Genomic DNA, 26,593 nt, shown 5'->3' on the forward strand with positions numbered 1-26,593 from the left:
TATTGTTAAGGTACTGTTAAAAAAAATATTTTATACAAACGGTCTTATTTTTTAAACAAACGACATAAAACATTCAACATTATGTTTTACGAAAACGTTATCCTTTTAAAATAAAATATTAATTGTCTTTTTTTTCAATTTTTTTTTCAAAAGAATTGCGATTTAGCCAGTAATTGTGTAAAGTTGCACAGTAATTACAATGCTTTCCAAATAATAATAAAAAGTTAAATAAAAGTTGAACGAAATTCGAAAACTAAAATTTGATATAAAACTTCAAAATCATATTTGGTTTTGGGGCTCTTATTTCACTCTCAACTTTTTACGATGGGGAGCATACTTCAATGATTATCCCTATTCTTTTAAATCTAATTTAATTGAGTTTTCGCTGCATATCCCTTTAGTCTATTTCAATCTTTTTGTTTTGGTACCTAAATATGTATTAAAACAAAAATATATTACATACACTTTTTCACTGCTGGTAAGTCTTTTTGCGATATATTTATTAAAAACAGCGCTTACCTATTATATAGTTTCTGAAAATATCTGGCCCGAGGCAAATCGCGAATATCATCCTTTCGAAATAAATCATATCGTTGCCGTCTGCATTGGCGAATTGTATGTTCTGGCAATGGCTTCATCGGTTTACCTAACCCTGACCTGGCTTCGCGAAAGAGAAAGAAACAGATCGCTGAGAGAAAATCAATTCAAAATCAAGCTGAAATATCTTGAAAATCAAATTCAGCCGCATTTTTTTTTCAATACATTAAATAATCTTTATGCCTTATCTCTAGAGTCTTCAGATAAAGTTCCGGATGTTATCATCAAACTTTCAAACCTGATGGAATATGTTTTGTATGATGTAAAAGGAACTAAGTTTGTCCCGCTTATAAAGGAAATTGATTATATTCAGAATTATATTGAAATTGAAAAACTCCGATTTGAAAATGTAGAAGTTACCATCAATTTAGAATCTAATATTGAAGATGTTGTAGTGCCGCCTTTAATCTTTATTTCATTGGTCGAAAATGCCTTTAAACATGGCGGAGTCAATAATAATAACTTTAAAATTAAAATCAATTGTAAAGTTATTGATAATAAAATGTTAGACTTTGAAATCTTAAATAATTTTGTAATTTCACAAAATGTTAAGTCAAAAGGAGGCATTGGTTTAGTGAACACTAAGAAAAGACTAAAATTAATTTACAAAAATAATTTCAGCTTAAAAGACAAAATAAAACTGAATTACTATATAATTCGTTTGCAAATACCTATTCATAATGAAAATTAAATGTGTATTGATTGATGATGAGCCTCTGGCAATCAAAGTTCTGCAAAATTATTTTAACAATTTTACAGATTTTGAAGTAATCGGCACATTCAATAATTCTCTGGAAGCACTGGATTTTATAAACAGTACTGCTGTAGATGCCGTTTTTTTAGACATTAATATGCCCATGATGACAGGTTTTGAATTAATAAGTTTAATCGAAAACAAAACCAAAGTTATCATTACAACCGCATTTAGAGAATTTGCAGCCGAAAGTTACGATCTTGATGTTTTGGATTATTTGGTAAAGCCTATTCCGCTGCCGAGATTTATAAAATGCATCAATAAAATTACTACCGAATACAATTTAAAAAACAATATTAAAATTGATGTAACAAAAGGAGATTCTCATATTTTTATTAAAGTTGATAAAAAGATGATGAAAATTAATATTGAAGAAATTCTTTTTATCGAAGGAATGAAAGAATATATAAAAGTTGTAACTCCCGATAAAACTTATATTACACACAAATCTTTAACATCATTATCTGAAGAATTACCGGGTGACCGCTTCCTGCGCATACATAAATCGTATGTAATTGCTTTAAATAAAGTAAAATCCATTGAAGGAAATCGTATTCAGATCCAGTCCTATACTATTCCAATTGGGAGAAATTACAGTAAAGACGTAAAAAACAGGATTCTCGAATAAAACTTTAACATTTCTAACTCCATATAAATTAACACATTGTTGAATAAATAAGGTTGTTCGTTTAAATTTAACATTATTTTCGATCAATAATTTTTTTTTGATTCATGTAACAAATATATTTACGGTCTTCAAAAAACAATTTATTAAAAAATTAACCTTAATTACAATTATGAGTTCAGAAAATGTTCAAACCAAATGGGGACAGTTTATCCCACTAGTTATCGTGTTCTTCTTTTGGGGTTTTGTTGCTGCCAGTAACGATATCTTAATTCCTGTATTTAAAACAGCTTTTAATTTATCTCAAGGAGAAAGTCAATTAGTTTCGCTGGCATTCTATATTGCTTATACAGTAGGATCCTTAATATACATGGGAATTTCAGTTTTAATCAAAGAAGATTTAGTTAACAAAATTGGTTACAAAAACGGTCTGTCATTAGGTTTACTTATTTCTGCAATCGGAACATTATTATTTTACCCTGCAGCAAATACAGGTTCATTTCCTTTAATGCTTTCAGGTTTATTCATAGTAGCTTTAGGATTCTCATTACAGCAAACTGTTGCTAATCCGTTAGCAATTGCTTTAGGGCCAATATCTACAGGCTCTCAGCGTTTAACATTAGCAGGTGGAATTAACAACTTAGGAACTACAATTGGGCCGCTAATCGTAAGTTTTGCGATCTTCGGATCAAGTACAGGATCATCAACTTTAAGTATTGAAAGTGTAAAAATCCCTTATTTAATTTTAGGACTTGCTTTCTTATTAGTTGCTATATTACTTAAATTTTCATCTTTGCCAGACAAACCGGCTCTTATCGAAGAAGAAATTGCTGCTGACGGTGCTAATGCAAAAAAATCAGCTTTACAATATCCTCAATTAATAATGGGAATGATTGCAATCTTCCTGTATGTTGGTGTAGAAGTTTCTACAGCCAGTAATTTACCAGCATATATGGAAAGCAAATTAGGATTCTTAACTCAGGAAGTTGCTCCATATATCTCTTTATACTGGGCAAGTTTAATGATTGGACGTTGGACAGGTGCAATTGAAGCTTTTACAGATAAAGCAAGCTTACAGCAAATTTTACGTTTCGTAGCTCCTTATTTAGCTTTTGGTGTATTCTTAGCGGTAAATGCAATTGCAAAACACGACTTAACTCCATTTTATATTTACGGATTAATCATTTTAGTATTGATTGCTGCTGATATTGCAAGTAAAGGAAACCCAGCAAGAATGTTATTAATCTTTTCTTCTTTAGGTATTGTTGCAATCGCTATCGGAATGGCTACAAGTGGAATTGTAAGTGTTTATGCTTTCACAAGTGTTGGTTTATTCTGCAGTACTCTATGGCCATGTATCTTTACACTTGCTGTAAGCGGATTAGGAAAAAACACAAGCCAGGGAAGCAGCTTCTTAATCATGATGATTATGGGTGGTGGAGTTATCAGCTGGTTACAAGGTTTTGTATCTGAATTCATTGGTATCCAGGCAAGTTATATTGTGGGTATCGTATGTTTCTCTTACCTTGCATTTTATGCCTGGAGTGTAAGCGGAATCCTTAGAAAACAAGGAATCAATTTCGACAAAAAATTATCTGGAGGTCACTAAAATTTCAGAAATACCCATATAAAAATCCAAATTCCAATTTTACAATAGGAATTTGGATTTTTTATTTACAAAAGAAAACTCAATATCTCAGTATCTCAGCAACTCAGAACCTTAGCAACTTTACTTAGCATTAATAATATTGCTCAGATTCTTTTTAAAAACTGCTTTATTCTGAGCTTCTAACTGATACACAACATCTTTATCAGCATGAACGACGACTTTATCAATATTTGCCTTTAAAAGCGCCTGCGGATCTTTTATTTTCAACGTACACGCTCCGTCAAAAAAGCCGTCATCTTCAATAATTTTTCTGCCTTCGATAACAGTTCCATCACTTAAAATGGCAGAAATAGTCATTTCTTTATTTAAAGTATTAGAATAAAACCCATCCATAACCAAAAGCAGTCGGTATGAATTCTTCATTTCCGACCCTTTAAACTCATGCCGGGTTATATTGTACCGAAGCCCTTTTGCCAAAGTCTGGAATTTCTCCGAACAATCTAATTCATACGCTGCAACATCACCAGCTTCGTTTATAGAAGTAATAATTTTTGCCTGGGCATTAATTGAAAAACTGGCAATAAAAAAAGACACCAAAATCAATATCACTTTCATAATCAACAACTTAAACTTTATATAAAAGTAAAAAAAATCGCCTTTCCTCAATAGAAAAAAGACGATTTAAATTTTGTAAGTATCTAAGGATTATTTGTTTCCTTTTTCAAAATCAGCTACAAACTGAGCTAAACCGATATCAGTTAACGGGTGTTTCAATAATCCGTAAATTGCAGAAAGTGGTCCTGTCATAACATCGGCACCAATTTTAGCACAGTTTACAATATGCATTGTATGACGTACAGAAGCTGCTAAAATTTGAGTTTCGTAACCATAGTTATCGTAGATTTCTCTAATTTCCTGAATCAGGTTTAAACCATCAACAGAAACATCATCTAAACGACCAATAAAAGGAGAAACATAAGTTGCTCCCGCTTTTGCAGCCAAAATAGCCTGACCTGCAGAAAACACAAGAGTTACATTAGTTTTAATTCCTTTATCAGAAAAATATTTTGCTGCCATAACTCCTTCTTTAGTCATAGGCAGTTTTACAACGATTTGGTCATGTAATTCAGCTAATTCTTCACCTTCTTTGATCATTCCGTCATAATCAAGAGCATTTACTTCAGCACTTACATCCCCTTCAACAAGGTTGCAAATATCTACATAATGCTTTAAAATATTATTTTTTCCGGTGATTCCTTCTTTAGCCATTAATGATGGATTAGTTGTTACTCCATCTAAAACACCTAAAGCTTGTGCTTCTTTAATTTGAGCCAGATTAGCTGTGTCAATAAAAAATTTCATAATTTATTTAATTAAAATTGGTTTTATATTTTGAGCGTGTCCATTGAGACGAATGTATTTATTTTTGTAAAAATACAATCAATCACGCCATCTAGCTGCAAAATTACAAAATCAATATCAATAACCTTTTCAAAATCAAAACCATTTTGAAATTATATGTTATAAATAAATGTAAATATTACATTTATTTATAGTTTATAGTGATTCATCAGCATTTTCTCATAAACTTTATCCGGAAGTGCGCGTTTCAAAACAATCGAAAATTTCTGCATGAATACACCAACTTTGTAATGTACTTTTGGTTTTTCTTTTTGTATAATTTTAAAAATAGCCTCGGCCATTTCCGTTGGATTACTTCCTGCATCAACATGTTCGTTCATTGTTGCAAGTGTATCGCCATATACTTTTTCATAAGCAGAACCTTTTACAACCGGAGCATGATAACGTCCGGAAGCAATATTGGTAGCAAAATCTCCCGGAGCAACATTGGTAATTTCAATTCCAAATTGCTTCACTTCCATTCTCAAAGCTTCCGTAATTAATTCTAAAGCACCTTTTGAAGCCGAATAAACACTTCTGTACGGAAGTCCCATATAAGCCGCAATAGAAGTTATATTAATAATCAGTCCTGATTTTTGTTTACGCATTTGCGGCAAAACAGCTTTCATCACTTCTATTGGTCCAAAGAAATTGGTTTCAAAATTGTTTTTAATTTCTTCCATCGGAATTTCTTCCAAAGGTCCTGTAATACCTACCCCCGCATTATTAATTACAATATCTAACCTTCCGGATGCTTCAATAATTTTAGCAACAGCCGTTTTGATGGAATCTGCATTTCGAACATCTAAAGCGACTAATGGAAAAACCGAATTTAAAACTTTCTCCGGATTCCTGCTTGTTCCGTAAACAACGAAACCTTTTTCATGCAAAAATTCACCAATTGATTTTCCAATTCCCGAAGATCCTCCTGTAATTAAAACGACTTTACTCATTTTTTTAAGTTATAAGTTATAGATTATGAGTTATGAGTTTTTGGAATTAGGTGTATTTTGAGCTGCATATTGCATTCAATTTTAAACTTTTAACCAATAACATCTAACTTCAGACAGGGTCAAAAATAAAAAAATCCTCCCGAAGGAAGACTACTTTTATATAAATTCTAAAAAATAAAAAGTGGCAAGCGACCTACATCGCACCGCTCAACCGCGTACCCTTGCTATGTTCCCATCCTGGGGGAGTCTGCAGGAGCTGGTCGTGTAGGACTTGCCGGTGCAAATATACAATCTTTTTATATTTTTGCAAGAGCTTTGCTGCTATAAAAATATCGTTGTATATTGGCTTATTCAAATTTTAAACTATGAAAAAATATAACTTCCTAACTTTCATTTTATTAGGAATTACATTAATTGGATGTAACGGCACAAAAAAAGGTGAAAATTCTTTATTTACTATCGATGATTCTGCTTTTCCTGCCCATTTTTTACCTCAGGAATCAGTTTCTATTGGAATTTTAAACCCAAATTCGAAAGAAATTGACAGCGTCGTTTACTTTGTTAACGACAAAAAAGTGGGAAGTACAAAAGGAGCTGAAAAATTTAAATTTGAATTAAAAAATCAAAAATTAGGCTATCAATATTTAAAAGCGACGGCGTATTTTGGAGGAGACTCATCTGATGCAACTCATAGAATTGAATTGGTTTCTAATGTTGAACCTAAATTATTAAAATATAAAGTTGTTAATACTTATCCTCATGATAAAAAATCATTTACGGAAGGTTTAGAATTTCATAATGATGTTTTATTTGAAAGTACCGGCCAAAAAGGAGATTCTTATTTTAGATCTGTCGATTACAAAACCGGAAAAGTGATTCAACAGGTTAATCTTCCAAATGAATATTTTGGAGAAGGAATTACTTTCATCAATGGAAAATTATACCAATTGAGCTGGCAGGAAAAAACAGGTTTTATTTATGATGCCAATACTTTAAAACTGGAAAAAAAATTCTCTTATGATAAAGATATCGAAGGCTGGGGAATGACAAATGACGGGAAATATATCTATCAGTCTGACGGAACAGAAAAAATCTGGAAAATGGATCCTGCAAACCAAAAAATGATCGATTATATTAATGTATATTCTGGCACTTCAAAAATAAAAGCCATCAATGAATTAGAATTAATCGATGGCAAGTTTTATGTAAACGTTTGGCAAAAAGATGCGATTGCAGTTGTAAATCCAACTTCTGGTGCTGTTGAAGGTATTCTTAATATGGCAGATTTACGTAAATCGATGAGCGATATTACTGCCGACGATGTTTTAAACGGAATTGCTTACAATCCTAAAACTAAAACCATTTTTGTAACGGGTAAAAACTGGACCAAAATATTTGAAATAACGGTTTCAGAATAAAAGGAAGAATATTCAATTTTAAATTCCAAATTCCAATCTGATATAAATTTCACGAGTTTTCACAATTCATTAGTGAAAATTCGTGAAATTTGTGTTTTATAACAATATCAAAAATGATCACATTAATAAAAAACATACAAGAACTGCTGCAAGTCCGCGAAACTTCAGTTTCTAAAGTTTCCGGGGCAGAAATGGCAGTGCTTCCTACAATTAAAAATGCTTTTTTAATTATAAAAGGTAATCTTATCGCTGATTTTGGCCCGATGGAAAATCTTCCTGAAATCAATGCGGATAAAATTATTGATGCAGCGGGGAAAGTTGTACTTCCGGCCTGGTGTGACAGTCATACGCATATTGTTTACGCCGGAAATCGTGAACAGGAATTTGTAGACCGCATTAACGGATTTACGTATGAAGAAATCGCCAACCGCGGCGGCGGGATTTTAAACTCGGCTAAAAAATTAAATGAAACTTCTGAAGAACAAATTTACGAAGAGTCCAAACTTCGGCTGGAAGAAGTAATGCATTTAGGAACCGGAGCAGTCGAAATAAAATCAGGATACGGCTTAACTGTGGAAGGTGAATTAAAAATGCTGCGTGTTATTAAAAAACTGGCTGAAAATTATCCGGTTTCAATAAAAGCTACTTTTTTGGGTGCACACGCTTTTCCGATTTCTTACAAAGAAAATAAAGCGGGTTATATTGATGAAATTATAACTAAAATGCTTCCTGAAATTGCCCAAAATAAATTGGCTGATTATATAGATGTTTTCTGCGAAAGCGGCTATTTTTCTGTAGAAGAAACAGAAAAAATTATGCAGGCGGGAATTGAATTCGGCTTAAAGCCAAAAATCCACGTAAATCAGTTTAATTCTATTGGCGGAATTCAGGCTGGCGTTAAATTTAATGCACTTTCTGTCGATCATCTTGAAATTATGAATCCTGAAGATATTGAAGCCTTAAAAAACACAGAAACAATGCCGGTTGCATTACCTTCCTGTTCTTATTTTTTAAGTATTCCTTATACACCTGCTCGCGAAATGATAAAAGCCGGTTTGCCGCTTGCCCTTGCAACAGATTTTAATCCTGGCTCTACTCCATCCGGAAATATGAATTTTGTTATTGCAACGGCTTGTATTAAGATGAAAATGACCCCTGAAGAAGCGATAAATGCCGGAACAATAAACGGAGCTTATGCAATGGGACTTTCTGAAACTCACGGCAGCATTACAAAAGGAAAAAAAGCCAATTTAATCCTGACAAAACCCATTTCATCTTATTACCAGATTCCGTATGCTTTTGGCAGTAATTTAATTGACAGTGTTTTTATTGAAGGTCAAATTATATAATAAATAATAAAAAAAGGTCTGTGAAAAATCACAGACCTTTAATATCTAAGTGGTATTTATCCCTTGCGGCAGATTATCTTAAGCTGAAACTAGTTTTAGAAACTAATTCATCATTATCAAAAACATTGATAAAGTAAGTTCCTTTAGCAAAATCTTTTCCAGGAAGATCTTCAGTTACATTTACAGTTTTGTTTTCATACTTTACAGTAGTTTTAAAGCTGTAAGTTAAAGAGTTATCTCCAAAACTTTCTGTTTTTTTCTCCCCTAATACGTTATTTTTTGCATCGATAACTTGTACATAATATGTTTTGTCACCTGATTTTGCAATTTGGTTTTCAGCAATTGTAAAACTAATTTTTAAAACATCAGCACGGCTTGCTTTATCTGTTTCAATTTGTTTTCCGGAGCTTCTTAATTTATAAGCTGCAGTTTTAGTGTTCGTAATTGATAATTTAGAACCTCTTTCAACTGTTTTTGCAAGCTCTTCGTTTTGACCTACAAGTACTTCGTTATATTTTTTAGATTCTCCTAAAACGACAATTGTACTATCTCTCTGAGTTGTTAAAACACCATTTTGTTTTTTCAATTCATCGTTTTCAGCAACCAGAGTTTTCATTTTGCCCTGCATTGCCTGAACCTGAGATCTGAATTTAGATACATCTCCTTTAGATTTATTTAAATCTGCCATTAAAGCGACAACTTTATCTCTTTCCTGAATTAGTTCATCAGACATTGATGTGTTTTCAGCAATTGCAGCATCATACGTTGCTTTTAATTCCTGCAAATCTTTCATAACAGATTCTTTTTCTGTCATTGACGTTGTCAATTCTGTTTTAACTACTTCAGTATCAGAAGAAAGTTTAAAAATATACACTAAGCTACCAATCAGTAGGACTGCTAAAACCGCTATTACCGCTTTTAGACTTGAATTGTTGTTGTTCTTTGGGTTTTCCATATTGAATAATTTTCTTTAATAACAAATTTAAGAATTAATATATGTTAATAACGTAAGTTGTAACAATTATATTATTTTTGGAAAATAAATTTTTTTCATGGAGAAATTAGTTCCTTTTACTGTCAATGATTTGGCAAAAGTCACAAATCATCGTAGTGGTGAAATAAAATTCGGAGAAAAAATGATTGTTATTCCTAAGGGAGTAGACAAAATCAAGTTTTTGCAAGAATCGGAGGCAAAATATGTTCTGTTAGGAATACCGGAAGATATTGGTGTGCGTGCCAATTACGGAAGACCCGGTGCTGCATCTGCCTGGGAGAATGCTATTAAAAGTATTGCAAATATTCAGCATAACCGTTTTTCTAAAGGGAGCCAGATTATTGTACTTGGTCAATTAGATGTTGCCCAGGAAATGCGTGATGTAGAAAATTTAGATTTTAATGATATTGATGATCGTTCTAAATTAAGTCAGTTAGTTGAAAAAATTGATAAAGAGGTTTCTCATATTATCTTTACCATCATTAAATCCGGAAAAACACCCATTATTATTGGAGGCGGCCACAATAATGCGTACGGAAATATTAAAGGAACGGCTTTAGCCAAAGGAAAACCAATCAACGCCGTAAATTTTGATGCTCATTCTGATTTTAGGATTCTTGAAGGACGCCACAGCGGGAATGGTTTTTCATATGCTTACGAAGAAGGTTTCCTGAAAAAATACTTCATTTTTGGGCTTCACGAAAATTATACCTCTAAAAGTGTTTTGGATATTATTAAAAAGCTGGAAGACCGCGTTCGTTATAATACCTATGACAGTGTAAATATTCGAAAAGAAAAAGACTTTGAAAGAGAAATGGCACTTGCGCTTGAATTTATAAAAACAGATTCATTTGGAATTGAAATTGATTTAGACGCTATTCCAAACATTGCCAGCAGCGCCATGACAATCAGCGGATTTTCAGTAGAAGAATTAAGACAGTTTATTTCGTTTTTTGCGCAGCATAAAAACGCTGCCTATCTGCATATTTGCGAAGGTGCGCCGGATTTAGCAGATTCTCCTAACAATAATTTAATTGGAAAATTAATTGGCTATTTAGTAACTGATTTTATCAAAGCCAATAACGAAAAAGAAAAAACTCAATGAAGTGCAAGCGGTCTAAAACCGCACATTTCCCAAATAATCAAAGATTCAAATAAACGATTGGCTGAATAAACCTATCTTTGCACAGATTTTAGTACTTAAAACTAAAATTCTTAATTGTTTAAGATATGTTATTCGAAGATTTATCACTTTCAAAAAGTATACAAAAAGCCGTATTTGAAGAAGGCTACCTTAATCCCACTCCTATTCAGGAAAAATCAATTCCGATTGTTTTAGCCGGACGTGATTTAATTGGATGCGCGCAGACGGGAACAGGAAAAACAGCCGCATTTGCTATCCCAATTATACATCAGTTACATCGAATTGTAGGTTCATCAAAAAAAGCCAAACAAATTCGTGCCCTTATAGTAACTCCAACGCGTGAATTAGCCGTACAAATTGGACAGAGTTTTGACACTTATTCTAAATATACCAATTTAACGCAATTGACTATTTTTGGCGGAGTTTCTCAAAACCCTCAGGTTGACGCATTAAAAAATGGTGTTGACGTTTTGGTTGCAACTCCCGGCCGATTACTGGATTTACACAAACAAGGTTTTCTTGATTTGGATCATCTGCACACCTTAGTTTTAGACGAAGCCGATCAAATGCTGGATATGGGTTTTATAAACGATGTAAAAAAGATCGTAAAACTTACACCAAAAAACAGACAAACTTTGTTGTTTTCTGCAACGATGCCGCTTGCCATTCGTGAATTGGCAGAAATGTTTTTGCAGGATCCTGAAAAAGTAGAAGTTTCACCGGTTTCATCAACTGCTGAGAATGTTGAGCAGCGTATTTATTTTGTAGACAAAACAGAAAAAAGAAACCTTTTATATCATTTAATTAAAGAAGAAAATTTATCCAATGTGCTTGTTTTTTCGAGAACCAAACACGGAGCAGATAATGTTGTAAAAGCACTTCGCAAAAAAGATATTCCGGCAGAAGCAATTCACGGAGACAAATCGCAAAATGCGAGACAACGTGTTCTGGATGCTTTTAAAAACAAAGAAGTAGGCGTTCTTGTTGCTACAGATATTGCAGCAAGAGGAATTGATATTGAGCAGCTGCCTTATGTTATCAATTTTGATTTGCCTAATATTCCTGAAACCTATGTTCATAGAATTGGCCGTACTGGCCGTGCAGGAAATGGCGGAATTGCAATTTCTTTCTGCGGAAAAGATGAACATCCGTATTGGAAAGAGATACAAAAACTAATTAAAGTAGATGTAAAAACCATTACAGATCACCCATATCAATGGCATGCAGGAAGTCCTGAAGCCGGAGAAAAACCTAAAAACTCTAACAGAAGCGGCGGTGCGCATAAATCGAGAAAATCGAGTGCATCCAAACAAAATAAAAAACGCTGGTACTAACCAGCGTTTTTTGCTTCATTTATAAGGTAATTTAAAATCTTAAAGAGTTTAACCGGTTCAAAAGGTTTAACAATAATATCGTTCATTCCGGCTGAAATAGCTTCATCTGTAATTTCATCTTTGTCAAAAGCGGTCAAAGCCACAACCGGTGTTTTTACTCCAAGCTGGCGAATTCTCTTTGTGGTTTCAAAACCATTCATTAACGGCATATTTATATCCATCAAAATAAGGTCAAATTGTTCTTTTTCTAATATTGTCAGGGCAGCAAAACCATCATCAACAACCTGACAAACAAAATTATTCTTCTCGATAATTTTCTTAGTAACCAATTGATTAATAAGATTATCTTCGACAATAAGAATCTTATAAATATCGCTAGATGTTAAATCAACTTCTATATTTTCAATAATTTTCTTTGTTTTTAAAGGATCATATTCAAAAGGAATTACAAATGAAAATGAGGTTCCTGCACCAAGGTCACTTTCTAAAGTAATTGAACTTCCAAAAAGTCCTAAAAGTCTCTTCACAATGCTAAGCCCCAGCCCTGTTCCCTGATAATCTTCATCTTTTCTTCCTACCTGAACAAATTTTTCAAATATTTTATTCTGATCAACGGCGGCAATTCCAACTCCATTATCTTTTATTAAAAAATGCAGATAATAAAACCTGCCTTCTATTTTGTCCAGTTTTACAATAATTTCCACTTCTCCATCTTTAGTAAATTTTAGGGCATTACTCACTAAGTTCATTAAAATTTGAGCAAGGCGAAGCTTATCTCCAATTAAATATTCAGGAATATCAGCATCAATTGCAACATTAATTTTATTGTTATTTTTTTGAGACAGAAAGGAAAGAGAGTTTTTAATTACCATAATCTCATCGGAAATATTAAAAGTCAGACTCTCCAGCACTACTTTATTTTCCTCTATTTTATTAATTTGAAGTATGTCATTTACCAGCGACAGCAAGTAACGGGCAGAAAACTTCAAAGCACTTAAATGCTGACTTTGAGATAATTCTTTATGTTCTTCTAAAAGCATGTTTGTTATTCCGACAACTCCGTATAACGGAGTACGCAATTCATGGCTTATCGTTGAAATAAATTGGGTTTTGAGTACTGAAGCTTCTTCAGCAATTTCTTTAGCTTTTAGAAGCTCTAAATTATGTTTTTTCTTAAGGCCGATATTTTTAATTAAAGTAACGATCAGGAAAAGAAGTATAAACGAAATCAGAATAAACAGAATTACAATTATTCTTGATTTTTTAAGGCTTTGTGATTGTGAGGTTTTTTCGTTTTCGATTTTCTCGATCTGCCTTTTGTATTCATCCAGCTCTAAATTTAAGCCAGCTACCGAAGCGTTTTTAAGCTTTTCCTCGCTGTACATTTCATTCGTAAGCTGGTTATAAATAACGAGGTTATTATAGGCCTCTTTATGTTTTCCTATTTTACTTAAAAATTTCGAGTATTCTAAATGTGCATAAGCCAGATCCGGTTTGTCATCTTTTGATTTACTTGAAATTGCTTTTACAAAAAAGCGGTTTGCCTTAACGATATCATTTACACTGGCATAATACATTCCGTTTAAAAAATTTAAAGCAATATCATCTGATTTTCCTTTTAAATCATTTTGATGTTCATTAATATATTGTAAGTAAGGCAGTCCTGCTTTATAATTTTCAATTTTAAAATACGACCATACTATATTCAGATTTGTAATGGCGATTTCTTTCAGATATTTTTCCTGCTTCCCAAACTTTAATGATTCCTTGTAATAAGTGATTCCGGTACTGTACATTTTCTTTTCGAAAAAATATAAATTACCCAAATTACTGGTTATCATCATTCTTAGACTCACTATATTCGACCGCTGTGCATAAAAAAGAGCTTTTTTATAAAAGAATATCGCTTTGTTAATTTCGCCTAAATCATGAAAATTGATTCCTATAATATTGTAGTTTCTCGAAATAAGGGTGTCATTTTTAAGATCAAATGCGTATTGGAGTGCAATCCCAGATTTTTTTAGTGATTTTTCGTAATTGGTTTCATCTAAATAATCACAAGCTTCCTGCGTTAATTTTTTAACTTTTTCAACTGATATCGCGTGGTTCTGAGCACTTAACTCAATACAAAATATATTTAGAAAAATTAAAATTAAAAAACTAAATCTGTAACGAGGCATAATTTGGTTATGTTTATTCAAATATACATTTTTATAGCAATACACAGTTATAGTATTTACCTTATAATGTAAAGTTTTTCGTGTTTTAATTCTGTGATATTAAATATTCGCGAATTAATGAATGCCGCAGAATTATGTCAGAACAAATAACATTTTTTTAAAATGTCATAAAACTACACAGAAATATAATTTCAGTTTTAAGTTATTTATTTATAATAAATCAAAGAAAAAATTCTTTTGATAAAAAATAATACTATTTTTAACAAAATTAAAAAACATAAGCCCCAAGTGTTTACAAGATTGGAGCACTAAAACCAAAAAACTATGTCAGAGAAATTTTTACAATTTACAGAAACAGAAAAATTGACTAAAAAACAGCAAAAAACAATTCACGGAGGCGATGCACCTGCAGCCGAAAGTGATGCGGACAGAAAAGGAAAAGTAGCTGCAAAATAATTTTAGAGCACTATTTTGTAAAACTAAAAACCGTAACAAACAAAAGTCTGTTACGGTTTTTTTATTGATGAGAAGATAAAATTAATTTTCTTCTAACGTATTCAAATTATTTTCTTTATTATTTTCCCATTGCCCTACAACTGAAGTGGCTAAAGCATTTCCTAATACATTGGTAGCGCTTCTGAACATATCACAAAAATGGTCAATTGGCAAGATTAAAGCAATTCCTTCAACAGGAATATCAAACATTCCGCATGTTGCAGCAACAACAACTAAACTTGCTCTCGGTACACCTGCAATTCCTTTGCTTGTAAGCATTAAAACCAAAAGCATGGCCATCTGAGTTCCTAAATCTAAATGTACATTATAAAACTGGGCAATAAAAATACTGGCAAAGGTCATGTACATCATACTTCCGTCCAGATTAAAAGAATATCCCAGCGGCAGCATAAAAGATACAATTCTGTCTTTTACACCAAAGCTTTCTAATTCTTCTGTTAATTTAGGGAAAACTGCTTCTGAACTTGTTGTTCCAAAGGCAATTGCCAAAGGCCCAATAATTCGTCTCAAAAGTTCGACCATTCTTCCTCTTAAGAAAATAAATCCAACCGCAATTAAAACGACCCACAAAGTACCAATTCCCAATAAGAAGGAACCGAAAAACTTAAAATAAGTAATTAATAATTCTTCTGCATCGCGTACGGCAAAAACGGCTGCAATGGCACCAAAAACTCCAATTGGAGCAAAGTTCATTACATAATTTACCATTTTTAACACGATGTGCGAAATTTTATCTAAAGCTCCAATAACTGGTTTTACAGTATTTCCTAAAGATGCGGCGGCTAATCCGAAGAATATAGAAAAAATTACAATTTGTAAAATTTCATTGGTTGCCATTGCTTCGATAATACTTTTTGGAACAATATGTTCAACGAAGTTTTCGAAAGACAGATTTTGTGTTTTGGCTGTTACTTCAGAAGCCGAAGCCATATCAACATGTCCCAATTTCAGCCCAACTCCGGGCTCTAAAATATTTACATAAAACAATCCAATTAAAAGCGATATAAATGAAGCCGTAAAAAACCATCCCAGTGCCTTTCCTCCAATTCTCCCTACTGTTTTTATATCTCCCAGTTTTGCGATTCCTACAACAAGTGTCGTAAAAACCAATGGAGAAATAATCATTTGCACCAAACGGATAAAAACAGTTGCAAGCATTTTTATTTTAGTACTAAATGACTGCGCTGACTCGGGAGAAATATAATGATGCAGTATTATTCCAAGGGTTGCCCCAAGTAACATTGCAATTAAAATCTGCCCCGTTAATCCTTTAATAAATGATTTCTTTTTAGTTTCTGTAATTTGCATTAATTTACGTTTTAATTATTAAAATATAAGACCCTCACTGCCTTATTTTTACTAATATGTTTTGTTGATTAAATAAAAATCAGCCAAAACAATTGCAGCCATCGCTTCTACGATTGGCACTGCACGAGGCACAACGCACGGATCATGACGTCCTTTTCCGGTCATTGGTGTAATGTTTCCTTTATTATCTAACGAATCCTGAGTCTGCATAGTAGTGGCAACCGGTTTAAAAGCCACTCTGAAATAAATATCCATTCCGTTGCTTATTCCACCCTGAATTCCTCCCGAAAGATTTGTTTTTGTAGTTCCGTCTGGATTATATAAATCGTTGTGTTCACTTCCTTTCATCTCAGAACCGGAGAAACCGCTTCCGTATTCAAAACCTTTTACAGCATTGATTGAAAGCATTGCTTTTCCTAATTCAGCATGTAATTTATCAAAAACAGGTTCGCCTAAACCAACCGGAACATTCTGGATTACACACGAAACCACACCTCCAACAGTATCTCCCTGCTTGCGGATGTCCCGGATATATTCTTCCATAATTGCTGCCGATTTTTCATCAGGACAGCGAACCGGATTGCTTTCTATTTTAGAAAAATCCAGTTCCTGATAAGGTGTATCTAAATGAATTGGACCAACAGAAGATACGTAAGCATTAATTTTAATTTCAGGAAGCATTTGTTTTGCAATGGCTCCTGCTACTACTCTGCTGGCTGTTTCGCGGGCAGAACTTCTTCCTCCTCCGCGATAATCACGAAAACCATATTTTTGATCATACACATAATCAGCATGACTTGGCCTGTAATTGTCTTTTATATGTGAATAATCATCTGATTTTTGATTGGTATTTGGAATGATAAATCCAATTGGGGTTCCGGTTGTTTTTCCTTCAAATATCCCGGATAAAAACTGAACGCTGTCTGGTTCTTTTCTCTGCGTCACGATAGCCGACTGTCCTGGCTTTCTTCGTGACATTTCAACTTCAATTGCTTCGAAATCAAGTTCAATTCCTGATGGACAACCATCTATAATTCCGCCTAAAGCTTCACCATGAGATTCTCCAAATGTAGTAACTTTATATAGGGTGCCGTAGCTGTTTCCTGCCATTGTATTTAGTTTTGAGCAAATGTAAGTTTTATGAATTAAATTAAAAAATTAAAAATTGGTAATATTAATTAAAGATTAAACACTTTAAAAATCACAATTTATTAAAATTGCCTTCGAATTAGTAACCTTTTGATAAAATAAATTGAGTTGGATTTTCTTTCATTTGTGGAACTTCAAAACAGGAAAAATTGAAAAAACGAAACGTCGAATTGGTCATTATCTCTGATGTCCATTTGGGAACTTACGGAAGTCACGCTAAAGAACTAAACAACTATTTATCAACTATTAAACCTAAAACTTTGGTTTTAAATGGTGACATAATTGATGCCTGGCAGTTTAGAAAATCTTATTTTCCTAAAGCGCATTTAAGAGTTATCCAGCGTATAATAGGGATGGCTTCAAAAGGAACCAAAGTGTATTACATTACCGGAAACCACGACGAGATACTTCGAAAATTCAGCGACATGAACATGGGTAATTTTTCACTGGTTGATAAACTGGTTTTAGAATTAGATGACAAAAAAGCATGGATTTTTCACGGAGACGTTTTTGATGCTTCAGTACAGCATTCTAAGTGGATTGCAAAACTGGGCGGATTGGGATATGATTATTTGATTTTAATGAATCGTTTAGCCAATTGGTGCCTTGCAAAATTAGGGCGCGAACCTTACTCTTTTTCTAAAAAAATAAAAGCAAGTGTAAAAAAGGCCGTAAAATTTATTTCAGACTTTGAAACTACTGCAACCGATTTGGCTATCGAAAAAAATTACGACTATGTAATCTGCGGGCACATTCATGAACCAAAAATCCTTACTAAGGAGAATAAGCACGGTTCTACCTTATACTTAAATTCTGGTGACTGGGTTGAAAATCTTACTGCTCTGGAATACCATAAAAAGCGCTGGAAATTATATTCATACACTCACAGTAACTTTACAGAAGAAGAAAATCTATTTGAAATGGAAGATATCCTGACTTCTCAAATGTTATCGAATATAATTCTAAAAAAATAACAAACCTGCTTTTAAAGCCCTGTACGCATTGTTTTTAACTTTTAGATGCATCGAAAATTCATAAAAATGTGAATTATATAACAATTTCTAAAAATATTATACGTTATTCATAAACAAGGAAATCTAAATTTGACAAAAATTAATTAACCATTTTATGAAGAAGATAATAGTATCTGCCATTATGCTTTTTGGATTTGCATTTACGGCACAATCACAAGAAATTTCAAAACACGCTTTAGGATTACGTTTAGGAGACAATAACGGATTTGGAGGTGAAGTATCATACCAGTTAGGTCTGAATCAAAAAAACAGACTTGAATTTGATTTAGGCTGGAGAAACAGCAGTGATGTTGATGCCATCAAAGGAGTTGCTCTTTACCAATGGGTTTGGAACATCGATGGAGGATTCAACTGGTACGCTGGTGTCGGTGGAGGTTTAGCTGCCTGGGATCACGATTATTACAATAATAATTCCAGATTCAATGACAGCGGAACTTATGTTTTTGCTGCCGGAGACATCGGTATCGAATATAGATTTAAAGAAGTGCCAATTACACTATCATTAGATGCAAGACCTGAAATTGGTTCTGGATACTATGATGACGATAACTTTGGATTTGACGTTGGTTTAGGCGTAAAATTCAGATTCTAATTAAAAATAAAAAATAATTGTAAGAAGAAACCTGTCGTTTTATGCTACAGGTTTTTTTTTATGTTTTTTAGAACAAAAAAAGGGCCTCGACTTCGCTCAGTCTGACATGCTGATGCTAAAATAATAATATTGCAAAGTTTGTCAGGCTGAGCGAAGTCGAAGCCCCGCTTCTTTTTATTTAACAATAATCTCTTTTTTAGAATGCACTTTTACAACTGTATAAGGATATGTAACAACCTGCATTACCATTGCATCTGGTGCCGGGCTTTTCTCTTTTACCGTAATAATGATATTTTTATCGGTTTCTTCAACACTTTCAACTCCAATAGAATATCCTCCGGTGTTTTTTTCGCCCATATTAAGAATTACATAATTAGAGTTATTAATATCGGCCTGCTTCATCTTACTGGCGAGATGCGGATCGTTTTGAAGCATTTTGATTTCATTAGGCTCCGTTAAAATCTCAAAGAATTTGATATTGCCGCCGCCATCAGACTGCTCAGTTAAAACTTCGTATAAAGCAGTTGAACCCGTTGTTTTTTTTGCTCCACAGGAAACTAAGACAAAAATTACCAAAACCGAAATTACTTTTTTCATCCCATTCAAATTTTAAAAATTAATGCTTTTACTCTTTATAATCGTCAATTGCTCTTTGATACAACGCTTCATATTTAGGCAGAATATTTTTGATGTCAAATTTTCTGGCAACTTCTAATGCATTTGTTTTAAACTCTTTTAAAATAACATCCTCTTTAAGAATTTTAATAGCATTGGCGGCCATTTCATCTACATTTCCTACATTACTTAAATAACCGGAAATTCCATCAAAATTAACTTCAGGCAAACCTCCTGAATTACTTGAAATTACGGGAACACCACAAGCCATTGCTTCTAATGCGGCCAGACCAAAACTTTCTGTTTCTGACGGAAGTAAAAACAAATCGGTCATGCATAAAATTTTATCGATTTCATTACTGTTGCCAAAGAAAATTACTTTATCGTAAATTCCCAGTTCCATACATAAAACCTCGGCTCTTTCTTTTTCAGGTCCGTCGCCAACCATCATCAATTTGGCCGGCATTTCTTTCTGAATATTATAGAAAATCTTAATAATATCCGGAATACGTTTTACTTTTCTAAAGTTACTGATATGCGTTACGATTCGTTCGTTTTCCTTAGCCATTACATATCTGTGGCAAGGTTCTGCCGGATCTTTTCTAACTTTATCCAGTTCGATAAAGTTTGGGATTACTTTAATCTTATTCTTGATTTTGAATAATTTCAAAGTATCGTCTTTCAAACTTTGCGAAACCGAAGTCACATAATCTGATTTATTAATACTAAAAGTTACTGCTGGCTTATAAAAAGGATGATTTCCCACCAGTGTAATATCGGTTCCGTGAAGCGTTGTAATCATTGGAAGATTAATTCCTTCATTCTTCAGCATTTGTTTTGCCATATAACCTGCATAGGCGTGCGGAATAGCATAATGCACGTGAAGAACTTCGATTTTATATAATTTTACCATATCAACCAGCTTGCTTGACAAAGCCAATTCGTAAGGCTGATAATGAAATAAAGGATATTCAGGAACGTTTACTTCGTGATAATGTACATTTGGATTTAAAAGTGCCAATCTTACTGGCTGACTGTAAGTTATAAAATGTATTTCGTGTCCGCGTCTGGCTAATTCAAGGCCTAGTTCTGTAGCAACTACACCACTCCCGCCAAATGTCGGATAACAAACTATTGCTATTTTCATGTATTAAATTTAATTCTACGAAAGTACTCAAAAATCACGTTTAATTAGGCTTTTAAATTGTTAGATTTTCGACAAAATTAGATTAAATCCGGTTGATAAATATTTTTAGAAGCAGAACAGTATTTGCAAAAAAGATCCATAGTTCCGCTGTTTGCTATATCTTTTATGACGAACATCACCATAAAATATTACCGCTTCCATCAGAGTTGGATTTGACATTTTTGCTTTTACAAGAAAATTTTTATTTTAATACTTTTAATTTTAAACATCGATAGTAAAAGTCAATTCATTAAAGTTTGGAATTTTATTCATAATGCCATCGTTCAAACTCCTAAAAACAAAACTCTCAACTTCCTGAAGATTACTAATCACAATATCTGTTTCTTTTGTAAAAGCCAAAATCCCAGTATAACCTAGAATTGTTGCATTTGTATCCAAATATGATGCACAAAACCCGTTTATCCTAATAGTCCAAAAATCAGAACTGTGTGAAAGGGCAAATTCAAGCCCATTTCTCAGTCCGGTTTTCCAAGTATTGAAACCTTGATGTCTTACATCCATCAAATCGTTAGAATATTTGTAACCCGAATAATCTTCTATAATTTCATTCGCAGTTTCATTCTTTTCAATATGTAAGTTTACAATTGCAAAATGTAATAAACCATTTTTAATTGTGCGCCATCTAAAATTCAGATCAGGGTTTATCATTATTAATACTATTAGCTGTTTATTTATAATTTAGGTTTTTATTATGCATCAATTAATATCTTTACCTCACGGTCTTCGTTGAATTTCAGGCGGAATGACAAATTTTGGTTAAAAACTTAACTTGAAACAAATAACTAAAAAAAGCGCAAAATATTAAATTTTGCGCTTTTTAAACATCTTTTAAATTTCTCTTAGAAAAATCTGCTGTGCCAGCTGTCGGCAGCAGAAACTTCCCAGGATTCGTTGAATTCTTCAATATTGTTTACCAGATTATTGAAAACAATTGTATTTTCAGAAACTGATTTATCTTTTACCATTTTTTTGAAATCAATTAATGGTTTGTGTGCAATGTGTTCTCCAAGTTTGAAAGTAACATTCATTTTGTCTAATAAATCGACATTATACTTTTTCTCCAAACCTTGAATAAATTCTACCGAACTATCAATAGAACAGCCTGTAGCAGCCTGAACATCCTGATTTACAGCTAATATTATAAAGCGATTGTATTTAAGCAAAAATGAAGCTTCAAGGCTTGTTCCATGTGCAGCCCATTGTTCTACAAAAGCTTTTAAATCTGTTTCGATTTCAGAAAACTCTTCCTCAGAAAATTTTCTGTTCGATTGGTAAATCCAGACTCTTGATTCACCAGGTAAATTTTCAAAAGGTATATACATTTTTAATTTTAGATTATAGATTGTTGATTATTGATTTACGAGGTTTTAGATTTCACGTTTAAAAAACTTAGAACCTTAGCCTCTTAGAATCTTAGTATCTTAGATTACAAATCCTGCGCATTTGCAATTAATTCCGCAACATCCATTACTTTAACTTCACCTTCTTTATGTGCATGTTTAATTCCGTCAGTTAACATTGTATTGCAAAACGGACAACCCGCTGCAATAATATCCGGCTGAACTTCTAAAGCATCTTCTGTACGAAGAACATTTACTTCCTTATTTCCAGGTTCAGCATCTTTAAACATTTGCGCTCCACCTGCTCCGCAGCATAAACCATTTGCTTTAGAACGTTTCATTTCGACTAATTCAACATCCAATTTCTCAATCAAATCCCTTGGTGCCTCATAAACTTTATTGGCTCTGCCTAAATAACAAGGATCATGGAAAGTAATTTTCTTTCCTTTAAATTGTCCGCCTTCAACAGTAAGTCTTCCATCATCAATTAATGATTTTAAGAATTCTGTGTGATGAATAACTTCATAGTTTCCGCCTAATTCCGGATATTCATTTTTTAAAGTATTAAAACAATGCGGACAGGCAGTAACTATTTTTTTAGCTTCGTATGCATTTAGAACCTCGATATTCATCATGGCCTGCATTTGAAACAAAAATTCATTTCCGGCTCTTTTTGCAGGATCACCAGTACAGCTTTCTTCTGTTCCGAGTACCGCAAAAGAAACATTAGTACGGTTTAAAATACGTACAAATGCCTTTGTAATTTTTTTTGCTCTATCATCAAAACTTCCTGCACAACCCACCCAAAATAAAACTTCCGGCTGTTTTCCTTCGGCAAGCATTTCTGCCATTGTTGGCACTACTAAACTTTCTGACATCTCTCACTTTTGTTTAATCGGTTAATCTTTGAATTGTTTAATCGCTTTTTATCACTAAACAAAAACTAACACCAATATTATTTTAAAATCAATTAAGCGGTTAAACTAATAACCGATTAATCGATAATCTTAATTTTCGTTTTTCCAATTTAATCGATCCTGCTGGCTGTACTGCCATGGAGCTCCATTATTTTCGATATTGGTCATCATTGCATTCAATGACATTGGCGCAGCACTCTGCTCCATCACCAAATAGCGGCGCATATCCATAATAATAGACAAAGGACTAATATTTACAGGGCATTCTTCTACACAGGCATTACAAGATGTACAAGCCCATAATTCTTCCGGAGTAATGTAATCGTTCAATAATGTTTTATTGTCGGGAACAAAAACACCTTTATTGGCATCAATATTTTTTCCAACTTCCTGAAGACGATCTCTTGTATCCATCATAATTTTACGAGGAGACAATTTTTTACCAGTTTGATTTGCCGGACAAGATGATGTACAACGGCCGCATTCTGTACATGTATAAGCATTTAAAAGCTGTACCCAGTTTAAATCCTGAACATCGCTTGCTCCAAATTTAGACGGAGCTGCATTTTCATCAACAGGAGCTGCCGCAAAAGGATCAGCATTTGGGTCCATCATTAACTTCACTTCTTTGGTAACAGAAGCGAGATTATCAAACTGTCCTTCCGGTTTCAGGTTTGCAAAATAAGTATTTGGAAATGCTAAAAGTATGTGCAAATGTTTGGAGAAATACAAATAGTTCATAAATATCAAAATACCCACAATATGCATCCACCAAAATGTTTCAAACAGTATTACAACAGATTCATTTGACATTCCGTTAAAAACCGGTGCAATAAACTGGCTGATCGGAAAGCTTCCCGCTTTATGAAAAACTCCTCCCGGAACGTTTTGCAAATGAAGATCTGAAGCATTCATTAACAAAAACAAAATCATTAAAACCGTTTCGAAATACAAAATATAATTTGCATCGCTTTTAGGAAATCCTTTTAAGTCAGAATGAATAAAACGTTTCAGTCTGATGAAATTTCTTCTAAGCCAGAAAACTGTAACTGCAAAAATTACAAGTATTGCTAAAATTTCAAATGAAGCTATTAAAACATCATAAACTACACCTAAATATGGTGCAAAAACTCTATGAGTGCCTATTAATCCATCGATAATTATTTCTAGCAGTTCAATGTTTATAATAATAAAACCTACATATACAAAAATATGCAGGATCCCGGCAACAGGACGTCTTACCATTTTTGACTGCCCAAGAGCAATCAATGCCATATTTTTCCAACGAGCTTTAGGATTATCTTTTCTATCTACGTCAACTCCTAAATTGATGTTGCGGATGATTTTTTTTACGCTCGCTGTAAAAAAAACAAATCCTGCTACTAGAAGTATGGCGAATAAAATATTATCTAAATAACTCATTACAATTATTTTTTATCAGTTGATTTTGTGTCTTCAGCAGGTGCTACATAAGGCTTGTTTTTCTTTCCAAAAAGAGAAACATTTACATAACGGGTTGGGTACAAACGAACATCCTGCAGTAATAATTCAAGCTCTTTTGAAGTTTTTGCAAGGTTGTTATAAAGTGCGTCGTCGTTTAATAATTTACCAGCTGTTCCTTTTCCGGAATTTAAATTAGCCATAATACCATCAACTTTTGCCAGAGTCTGATTTAGATTACGAACTGTTTTCCCAAGATCTGCCTTATTTAAAGAATCAGATATTTTATTGAAGTTACTTGACATTTTATTAAAGTTGGATACAACTCCGTTAATCTGACCTTTGTTTGTATCTAAAATAGTATTAAGCGTTCCTGATGCTCTGTGAAACTGCTCCATTGTCTGGCTCAATTCGGCTAAACTTTTCTTTAAATCTTCCTGTCCTTTTTTGTCTAAAACATTATTTAAACCTGTAACCAGGGTGTTAATATTAAGCAGCATTGCGTTCAGCTTTTCTTCGATTGGCTCAAGTTTACCGCCTAAAGATTCAGTCAGCCCTAATTTTACTTCAGACTGAAGTGTTTGTCCGTCTTCTGCAGGTTCTTTATCTGCCAGATTAGGAATAATGGCGATTTGCTTTCCTCCAATTAAACTAGCGGAATATAAAGATGCTTTACTGGTTTTAGAAATAGGAAAATCTGTTTTTAATTGAAGTTCAACTAATAATTTACCTGTTGTTTCATTGATTGTAATTTTATTTACCTTACCAACTACAAGTCCGTTTATGGTAACTGGCGCTGATTGTGCTAACTCTTCAACATTATCATATTCAGCGTATAATGTTTTATAGTTTGTAAAAAGGTCTTTTCCTTTTAAAAAACTATATCCCCAGATAAATAGTAAAATAGACGCGATGACTAATACAGCCGTTTTAATTTCTCTTGTTAGTTTCAAAATTCTAAGTGTTTGTTACAAAATTAGTATAAATATTCGAACTTGTGGCTATTATTTGACTGCGTCTTCAATGCTGATTTTCTGTCCATCTTTGTTTGCAACCAAAAAAGCTGCGCCATATCCTTTATTCTTAGCTTCTTCCAGATATTTTTTGGCAGTTTCATAATTTGGTGTTTCCTGATAGAAATATTTATAAATATTGTTTTCGTAGATCATAGTCACATTTTTTAAACCCTTAAAATTTTTAGGTTCTAATGGTGTTTTTTTAATACTCGCAATAAGCTGAACCTTAAAAAATGTTCCTTTTGGAGCTGCAGGTGCTTCAGCTTTTACTTTCTTTGGTGTTGATGTATCCTTTACCGGTTTGGCTTCGACTTCTGGAGTTCCTGAGCCAAAATATTCTCTTTTATAACTCAAAATAGCTTCGGCAATAGCTTTTGCAATATCGTCCTGTCCTTCTTCTGAATTTAAAATATTTCCTTCCGTAGGATTCGATACAAATCCGGTCTCGACTAAAACTCTTGGCATATAAGCTTTATGAAGTACCATAAATGGTGCTTGTTTTACACCGCCTTGTCTGATTTTTTTTCCAAGTCTTTCAAAATTGTCTTCGATTTTACTTGCTAATGAAATACTGTTATCCAGATATTCCTCCTGCATTAAAGTCATTCCGATCATAGATTCTGGTGAATTTGGATCAAAACCTTCGTATTTGCGTTTATAATCTTTCTCCAGAGTAATAACCGAGTTCTCTTTCTTTGCAGCCTCAAGATTTGATGAAACTTTACTTAAACCCATTACATAAGTTTCTGTACCATCAGCCGCTGTATTTTTATTGGCATTACAATGTATTGAAACAAATATATTTGAATTAGCTCTGTTGGCAATATTGGCTCTTTCGACCAAATCAATAAAAACATCTGTTTTACGGGTATAAATTACATTTACATTTGGATTAAGCTCTAAAATTTTCCCCACTTTTAAAACAATAGCCAAGGCAATATTTTTTTCAATCCGGCCGCTGTAAACTGCACCAAAGTCGTGATCACCATGACCGGCATCAAGTGTTACTTTAAAAACATTTGACTGACTATATGTGCAAAATGACGCTATTGTTAGAAAAAAAGTAAAGATTACCTTAATTTTGTTTAATCTATTCATAAA

At 33.2% G+C, this 26,593-nt stretch carries 25 protein-coding genes and 1 other RNA gene; 10 read left to right on the forward strand and 16 right to left on the reverse strand.

Annotation, left to right across the window (positions count from 1 at the left end):
• The first annotated feature begins 235 nt into the window (after positions 1 to 235).
• The 3 genes from ASE21_RS00910 to ASE21_RS00920 all read left to right on the forward strand — a co-directional run bounded on the left by ASE21_RS00910 (position 236) and on the right by ASE21_RS00920 (position 3,585).
• Positions 236 to 1,288 (forward strand): sensor histidine kinase, encoded by a 1,053-nt coding sequence (locus ASE21_RS00910; RefSeq protein ID WP_057120684.1) that lies wholly within the window; start codon positions 236 to 238, stop codon positions 1,286 to 1,288.
• The gene (locus ASE21_RS00915) at positions 1,278 to 1,979 is read left to right on the forward strand and encodes a LytR/AlgR family response regulator transcription factor (protein WP_057120685.1); all 702 of its coding nucleotides are present in this window, start codon (positions 1,278 to 1,280) and stop codon (positions 1,977 to 1,979) included. Before ASE21_RS00910 ends, ASE21_RS00915 begins: the two co-directional genes overlap by 11 nt.
• 169 nt (positions 1,980 to 2,148) lie before the next feature.
• Complete coding sequence (locus tag ASE21_RS00920) at positions 2,149 to 3,585, forward strand: MFS transporter (protein ID WP_057121150.1); 1,437 nt, start codon at positions 2,149 to 2,151, stop codon at positions 3,583 to 3,585.
• Positions 3,586 to 3,705: 120 nt separating this feature from the next.
• On the opposite strand, the gene ASE21_RS00925 is transcribed toward ASE21_RS00920, so the two are convergent.
• The 4 genes from ASE21_RS00925 to ffs form a co-directional block, all read right to left on the reverse strand.
• Positions 3,706 to 4,200, reverse strand: coding sequence for a hypothetical protein (locus ASE21_RS00925; RefSeq protein WP_057120686.1), 495 nt, complete (start codon positions 4,198 to 4,200; stop codon positions 3,706 to 3,708).
• Between the two features lie 90 nt (positions 4,201 to 4,290).
• Positions 4,291 to 4,947: a fructose-6-phosphate aldolase gene (fsa, locus tag ASE21_RS00930; RefSeq protein WP_057120687.1), complete on the reverse strand. Its 657-nt coding sequence runs from the start codon at positions 4,945 to 4,947 to the stop codon at positions 4,291 to 4,293.
• Positions 4,948 to 5,135: 188 nt separating this feature from the next.
• Positions 5,136 to 5,939 (reverse strand): SDR family oxidoreductase, encoded by an 804-nt coding sequence (locus ASE21_RS00935; RefSeq protein WP_057120688.1) that lies wholly within the window; start codon positions 5,937 to 5,939, stop codon positions 5,136 to 5,138.
• 179 nt (positions 5,940 to 6,118) lie between these two features.
• Positions 6,119 to 6,216, reverse strand: an RNA gene (ffs, locus tag ASE21_RS21520) — signal recognition particle sRNA small type.
• 88 nt (positions 6,217 to 6,304) lie between these two features.
• On the opposite strand from ffs, the gene ASE21_RS00940 reads away from it, so the two are divergent.
• A complete protein-coding gene (locus ASE21_RS00940; protein ID WP_057120689.1) occupies positions 6,305 to 7,357 on the forward strand; it encodes a glutaminyl-peptide cyclotransferase in 1,053 nt (350 codons plus the stop codon).
• A 113-nt stretch (positions 7,358 to 7,470) separates the two neighbouring features.
• Positions 7,471 to 8,706 carry an imidazolonepropionase gene (gene hutI / locus ASE21_RS00945; RefSeq protein ID WP_057120690.1) on the forward strand — a complete coding sequence of 412 codons (1,236 nt, stop codon included), beginning with the start codon at positions 7,471 to 7,473 and terminating at the stop codon, positions 8,704 to 8,706.
• A 73-nt stretch (positions 8,707 to 8,779) separates the two neighbouring features.
• On the opposite strand, the gene ASE21_RS00950 is transcribed toward hutI, so the two are convergent.
• The gene (locus ASE21_RS00950; RefSeq protein WP_057120691.1) at positions 8,780 to 9,661 is read right to left on the reverse strand and encodes a hypothetical protein; all 882 of its coding nucleotides are present in this window, start codon (positions 9,659 to 9,661) and stop codon (positions 8,780 to 8,782) included.
• A 97-nt stretch (positions 9,662 to 9,758) separates the two neighbouring features.
• Here ASE21_RS00950 and ASE21_RS00955 point away from each other — a divergent pair, with 97 nt between their 5' ends.
• Both ASE21_RS00955 and ASE21_RS00960 read left to right on the forward strand, forming a co-directional pair.
• Positions 9,759 to 10,805: a formimidoylglutamase gene (locus ASE21_RS00955; protein ID WP_057120692.1), complete on the forward strand. Its 1,047-nt coding sequence runs from the start codon at positions 9,759 to 9,761 to the stop codon at positions 10,803 to 10,805.
• Between the two features lie 125 nt (positions 10,806 to 10,930).
• Positions 10,931 to 12,178, forward strand: a complete 1,248-nt coding sequence (locus tag ASE21_RS00960; RefSeq protein ID WP_057120693.1) for a DEAD/DEAH box helicase — start codon at positions 10,931 to 10,933, stop codon at positions 12,176 to 12,178.
• Here the strand turns inward: ASE21_RS00960 and ASE21_RS00965 are convergent.
• A complete protein-coding gene (locus ASE21_RS00965) occupies positions 12,175 to 14,379 on the reverse strand; it encodes a response regulator (RefSeq protein ID WP_242410203.1) in 2,205 nt (734 codons plus the stop codon). The genes ASE21_RS00960 and ASE21_RS00965 overlap by 4 nt on opposite strands.
• 303 nt (positions 14,380 to 14,682) lie before the next feature.
• Here ASE21_RS00965 and ASE21_RS22375 point away from each other — a divergent pair, with 303 nt between their 5' ends.
• A complete protein-coding gene (locus ASE21_RS22375; protein WP_262487394.1) occupies positions 14,683 to 14,814 on the forward strand; it encodes a hypothetical protein in 132 nt (43 codons plus the stop codon).
• 81 nt (positions 14,815 to 14,895) lie between these two features.
• Here ASE21_RS22375 and ASE21_RS00970 read toward each other — a convergent pair whose 3' ends face one another.
• Together ASE21_RS00970 and aroC are read right to left on the reverse strand one after the other, a co-directional pair.
• Complete coding sequence (locus ASE21_RS00970; RefSeq protein WP_057120695.1) at positions 14,896 to 16,182, reverse strand: dicarboxylate/amino acid:cation symporter; 1,287 nt, start codon at positions 16,180 to 16,182, stop codon at positions 14,896 to 14,898.
• Between the two features lie 51 nt (positions 16,183 to 16,233).
• Positions 16,234 to 17,292, reverse strand: coding sequence for a chorismate synthase (gene aroC, locus ASE21_RS00975; RefSeq protein ID WP_057120696.1), 1,059 nt, complete (start codon positions 17,290 to 17,292; stop codon positions 16,234 to 16,236).
• Between the two features lie 188 nt (positions 17,293 to 17,480).
• Here aroC and ASE21_RS00980 point away from each other — a divergent pair, with 188 nt between their 5' ends.
• Both ASE21_RS00980 and ASE21_RS00985 read left to right on the forward strand, forming a co-directional pair.
• Complete coding sequence (locus ASE21_RS00980) at positions 17,481 to 18,305, forward strand: UDP-2,3-diacylglucosamine diphosphatase (RefSeq protein WP_057120697.1); 825 nt, start codon at positions 17,481 to 17,483, stop codon at positions 18,303 to 18,305.
• Between the two features lie 154 nt (positions 18,306 to 18,459).
• Positions 18,460 to 18,957 (forward strand): hypothetical protein, encoded by a 498-nt coding sequence (locus ASE21_RS00985; protein ID WP_057120698.1) that lies wholly within the window; start codon positions 18,460 to 18,462, stop codon positions 18,955 to 18,957.
• Positions 18,958 to 19,131: 174 nt separating this feature from the next.
• Here the strand turns inward: ASE21_RS00985 and ASE21_RS00990 are convergent, their stop codons facing one another.
• The 8 genes from ASE21_RS00990 to ASE21_RS01025 form a co-directional block, all read right to left on the reverse strand.
• Positions 19,132 to 19,554, reverse strand: coding sequence for a protease complex subunit PrcB family protein (locus tag ASE21_RS00990; RefSeq protein ID WP_057120699.1), 423 nt, complete (start codon positions 19,552 to 19,554; stop codon positions 19,132 to 19,134).
• Positions 19,555 to 19,582: 28 nt separating this feature from the next.
• The gene (gene bshA, locus ASE21_RS00995) at positions 19,583 to 20,719 is read right to left on the reverse strand and encodes an N-acetyl-alpha-D-glucosaminyl L-malate synthase BshA (RefSeq protein WP_057120700.1); all 1,137 of its coding nucleotides are present in this window, start codon (positions 20,717 to 20,719) and stop codon (positions 19,583 to 19,585) included.
• A 261-nt stretch (positions 20,720 to 20,980) separates the two neighbouring features.
• Positions 20,981 to 21,427: a hypothetical protein gene (locus ASE21_RS01000; protein WP_057120701.1), complete on the reverse strand. Its 447-nt coding sequence runs from the start codon at positions 21,425 to 21,427 to the stop codon at positions 20,981 to 20,983.
• Positions 21,428 to 21,618: 191 nt separating this feature from the next.
• Positions 21,619 to 22,101 (reverse strand): hypothetical protein, encoded by a 483-nt coding sequence (locus ASE21_RS01005; RefSeq protein ID WP_057120702.1) that lies wholly within the window; start codon positions 22,099 to 22,101, stop codon positions 21,619 to 21,621.
• A gap of 104 nt (positions 22,102 to 22,205) precedes the next feature.
• Entirely contained in the window at positions 22,206 to 22,997 is a 792-nt protein-coding gene (locus tag ASE21_RS01010; protein WP_057120703.1) for a (Fe-S)-binding protein, read from the reverse strand.
• 129 nt (positions 22,998 to 23,126) lie between these two features.
• Positions 23,127 to 24,458 (reverse strand): (Fe-S)-binding protein, encoded by a 1,332-nt coding sequence (locus ASE21_RS01015; RefSeq protein WP_057120704.1) that lies wholly within the window; start codon positions 24,456 to 24,458, stop codon positions 23,127 to 23,129.
• Positions 24,459 to 24,463: 5 nt separating this feature from the next.
• Complete coding sequence (locus ASE21_RS01020) at positions 24,464 to 25,429, reverse strand: MlaD family protein (protein ID WP_057120705.1); 966 nt, start codon at positions 25,427 to 25,429, stop codon at positions 24,464 to 24,466.
• 51 nt (positions 25,430 to 25,480) lie between these two features.
• A complete protein-coding gene (locus ASE21_RS01025) occupies positions 25,481 to 26,590 on the reverse strand; it encodes an N-acetylmuramoyl-L-alanine amidase (protein ID WP_057121151.1) in 1,110 nt (369 codons plus the stop codon).
• Positions 26,591 to 26,593: the final 3 nt, after the last annotated feature.

The organism is Flavobacterium sp. Root901 (assembly GCF_001429765.1).
Taxonomy (GTDB): Bacteria; Bacteroidota; Bacteroidia; order Flavobacteriales; family Flavobacteriaceae; genus Flavobacterium.

What these genes read in the sequence shown, in the direction of transcription:
- bshA (WP_057120700.1), bottom strand. Translation starts at nt 20,719, where the DNA reads ATGAAAATAGCAATAGTTTGTTATCCGACATTTGGCGGGAGTGGTGTA.
- ASE21_RS00970 (WP_057120695.1), bottom strand. Translation starts at nt 16,182, where the DNA reads ATGCAAATTACAGAAACTAAAAAGAAATCATTTATTAAAGGATTAACG.
- ASE21_RS01015 (WP_057120704.1), bottom strand. Translation starts at nt 24,458, where the DNA reads ATGAGTTATTTAGATAATATTTTATTCGCCATACTTCTAGTAGCAGGA.
- ASE21_RS00920 (WP_057121150.1), top strand. Translation starts at nt 2,149, where the DNA reads ATGAGTTCAGAAAATGTTCAAACCAAATGGGGACAGTTTATCCCACTA.
- fsa (WP_057120687.1), bottom strand. Translation starts at nt 4,947, where the DNA reads ATGAAATTTTTTATTGACACAGCTAATCTGGCTCAAATTAAAGAAGCA.
- ASE21_RS00955 (WP_057120692.1), top strand. Translation starts at nt 9,759, where the DNA reads ATGGAGAAATTAGTTCCTTTTACTGTCAATGATTTGGCAAAAGTCACA.
- ASE21_RS00915 (WP_057120685.1), top strand. Translation starts at nt 1,278, where the DNA reads ATGAAAATTAAATGTGTATTGATTGATGATGAGCCTCTGGCAATCAAA.
- ASE21_RS00940 (WP_057120689.1), top strand. Translation starts at nt 6,305, where the DNA reads ATGAAAAAATATAACTTCCTAACTTTCATTTTATTAGGAATTACATTA.
- ASE21_RS01000 (WP_057120701.1), bottom strand. Translation starts at nt 21,427, where the DNA reads ATGATAAACCCTGATCTGAATTTTAGATGGCGCACAATTAAAAATGGT.
- ASE21_RS00950 (WP_057120691.1), bottom strand. Translation starts at nt 9,661, where the DNA reads ATGGAAAACCCAAAGAACAACAACAATTCAAGTCTAAAAGCGGTAATA.
- aroC (WP_057120696.1), bottom strand. Translation starts at nt 17,292, where the DNA reads ATGGCAGGAAACAGCTACGGCACCCTATATAAAGTTACTACATTTGGA.
- ASE21_RS00925 (WP_057120686.1), bottom strand. Translation starts at nt 4,200, where the DNA reads ATGAAAGTGATATTGATTTTGGTGTCTTTTTTTATTGCCAGTTTTTCA.
- hutI (WP_057120690.1), top strand. Translation starts at nt 7,471, where the DNA reads ATGATCACATTAATAAAAAACATACAAGAACTGCTGCAAGTCCGCGAA.
- ASE21_RS01025 (WP_057121151.1), bottom strand. Translation starts at nt 26,590, where the DNA reads ATGAATAGATTAAACAAAATTAAGGTAATCTTTACTTTTTTTCTAACA.
- ASE21_RS00985 (WP_057120698.1), top strand. Translation starts at nt 18,460, where the DNA reads ATGAAGAAGATAATAGTATCTGCCATTATGCTTTTTGGATTTGCATTT.
- ASE21_RS00935 (WP_057120688.1), bottom strand. Translation starts at nt 5,939, where the DNA reads ATGAGTAAAGTCGTTTTAATTACAGGAGGATCTTCGGGAATTGGAAAA.
- ASE21_RS01010 (WP_057120703.1), bottom strand. Translation starts at nt 22,997, where the DNA reads ATGTCAGAAAGTTTAGTAGTGCCAACAATGGCAGAAATGCTTGCCGAA.
- ASE21_RS00960 (WP_057120693.1), top strand. Translation starts at nt 10,931, where the DNA reads ATGTTATTCGAAGATTTATCACTTTCAAAAAGTATACAAAAAGCCGTA.
- ASE21_RS00990 (WP_057120699.1), bottom strand. Translation starts at nt 19,554, where the DNA reads ATGAAAAAAGTAATTTCGGTTTTGGTAATTTTTGTCTTAGTTTCCTGT.
- ASE21_RS01005 (WP_057120702.1), bottom strand. Translation starts at nt 22,101, where the DNA reads ATGTATATACCTTTTGAAAATTTACCTGGTGAATCAAGAGTCTGGATT.
- ASE21_RS22375 (WP_262487394.1), top strand. Translation starts at nt 14,683, where the DNA reads ATGTCAGAGAAATTTTTACAATTTACAGAAACAGAAAAATTGACTAAA.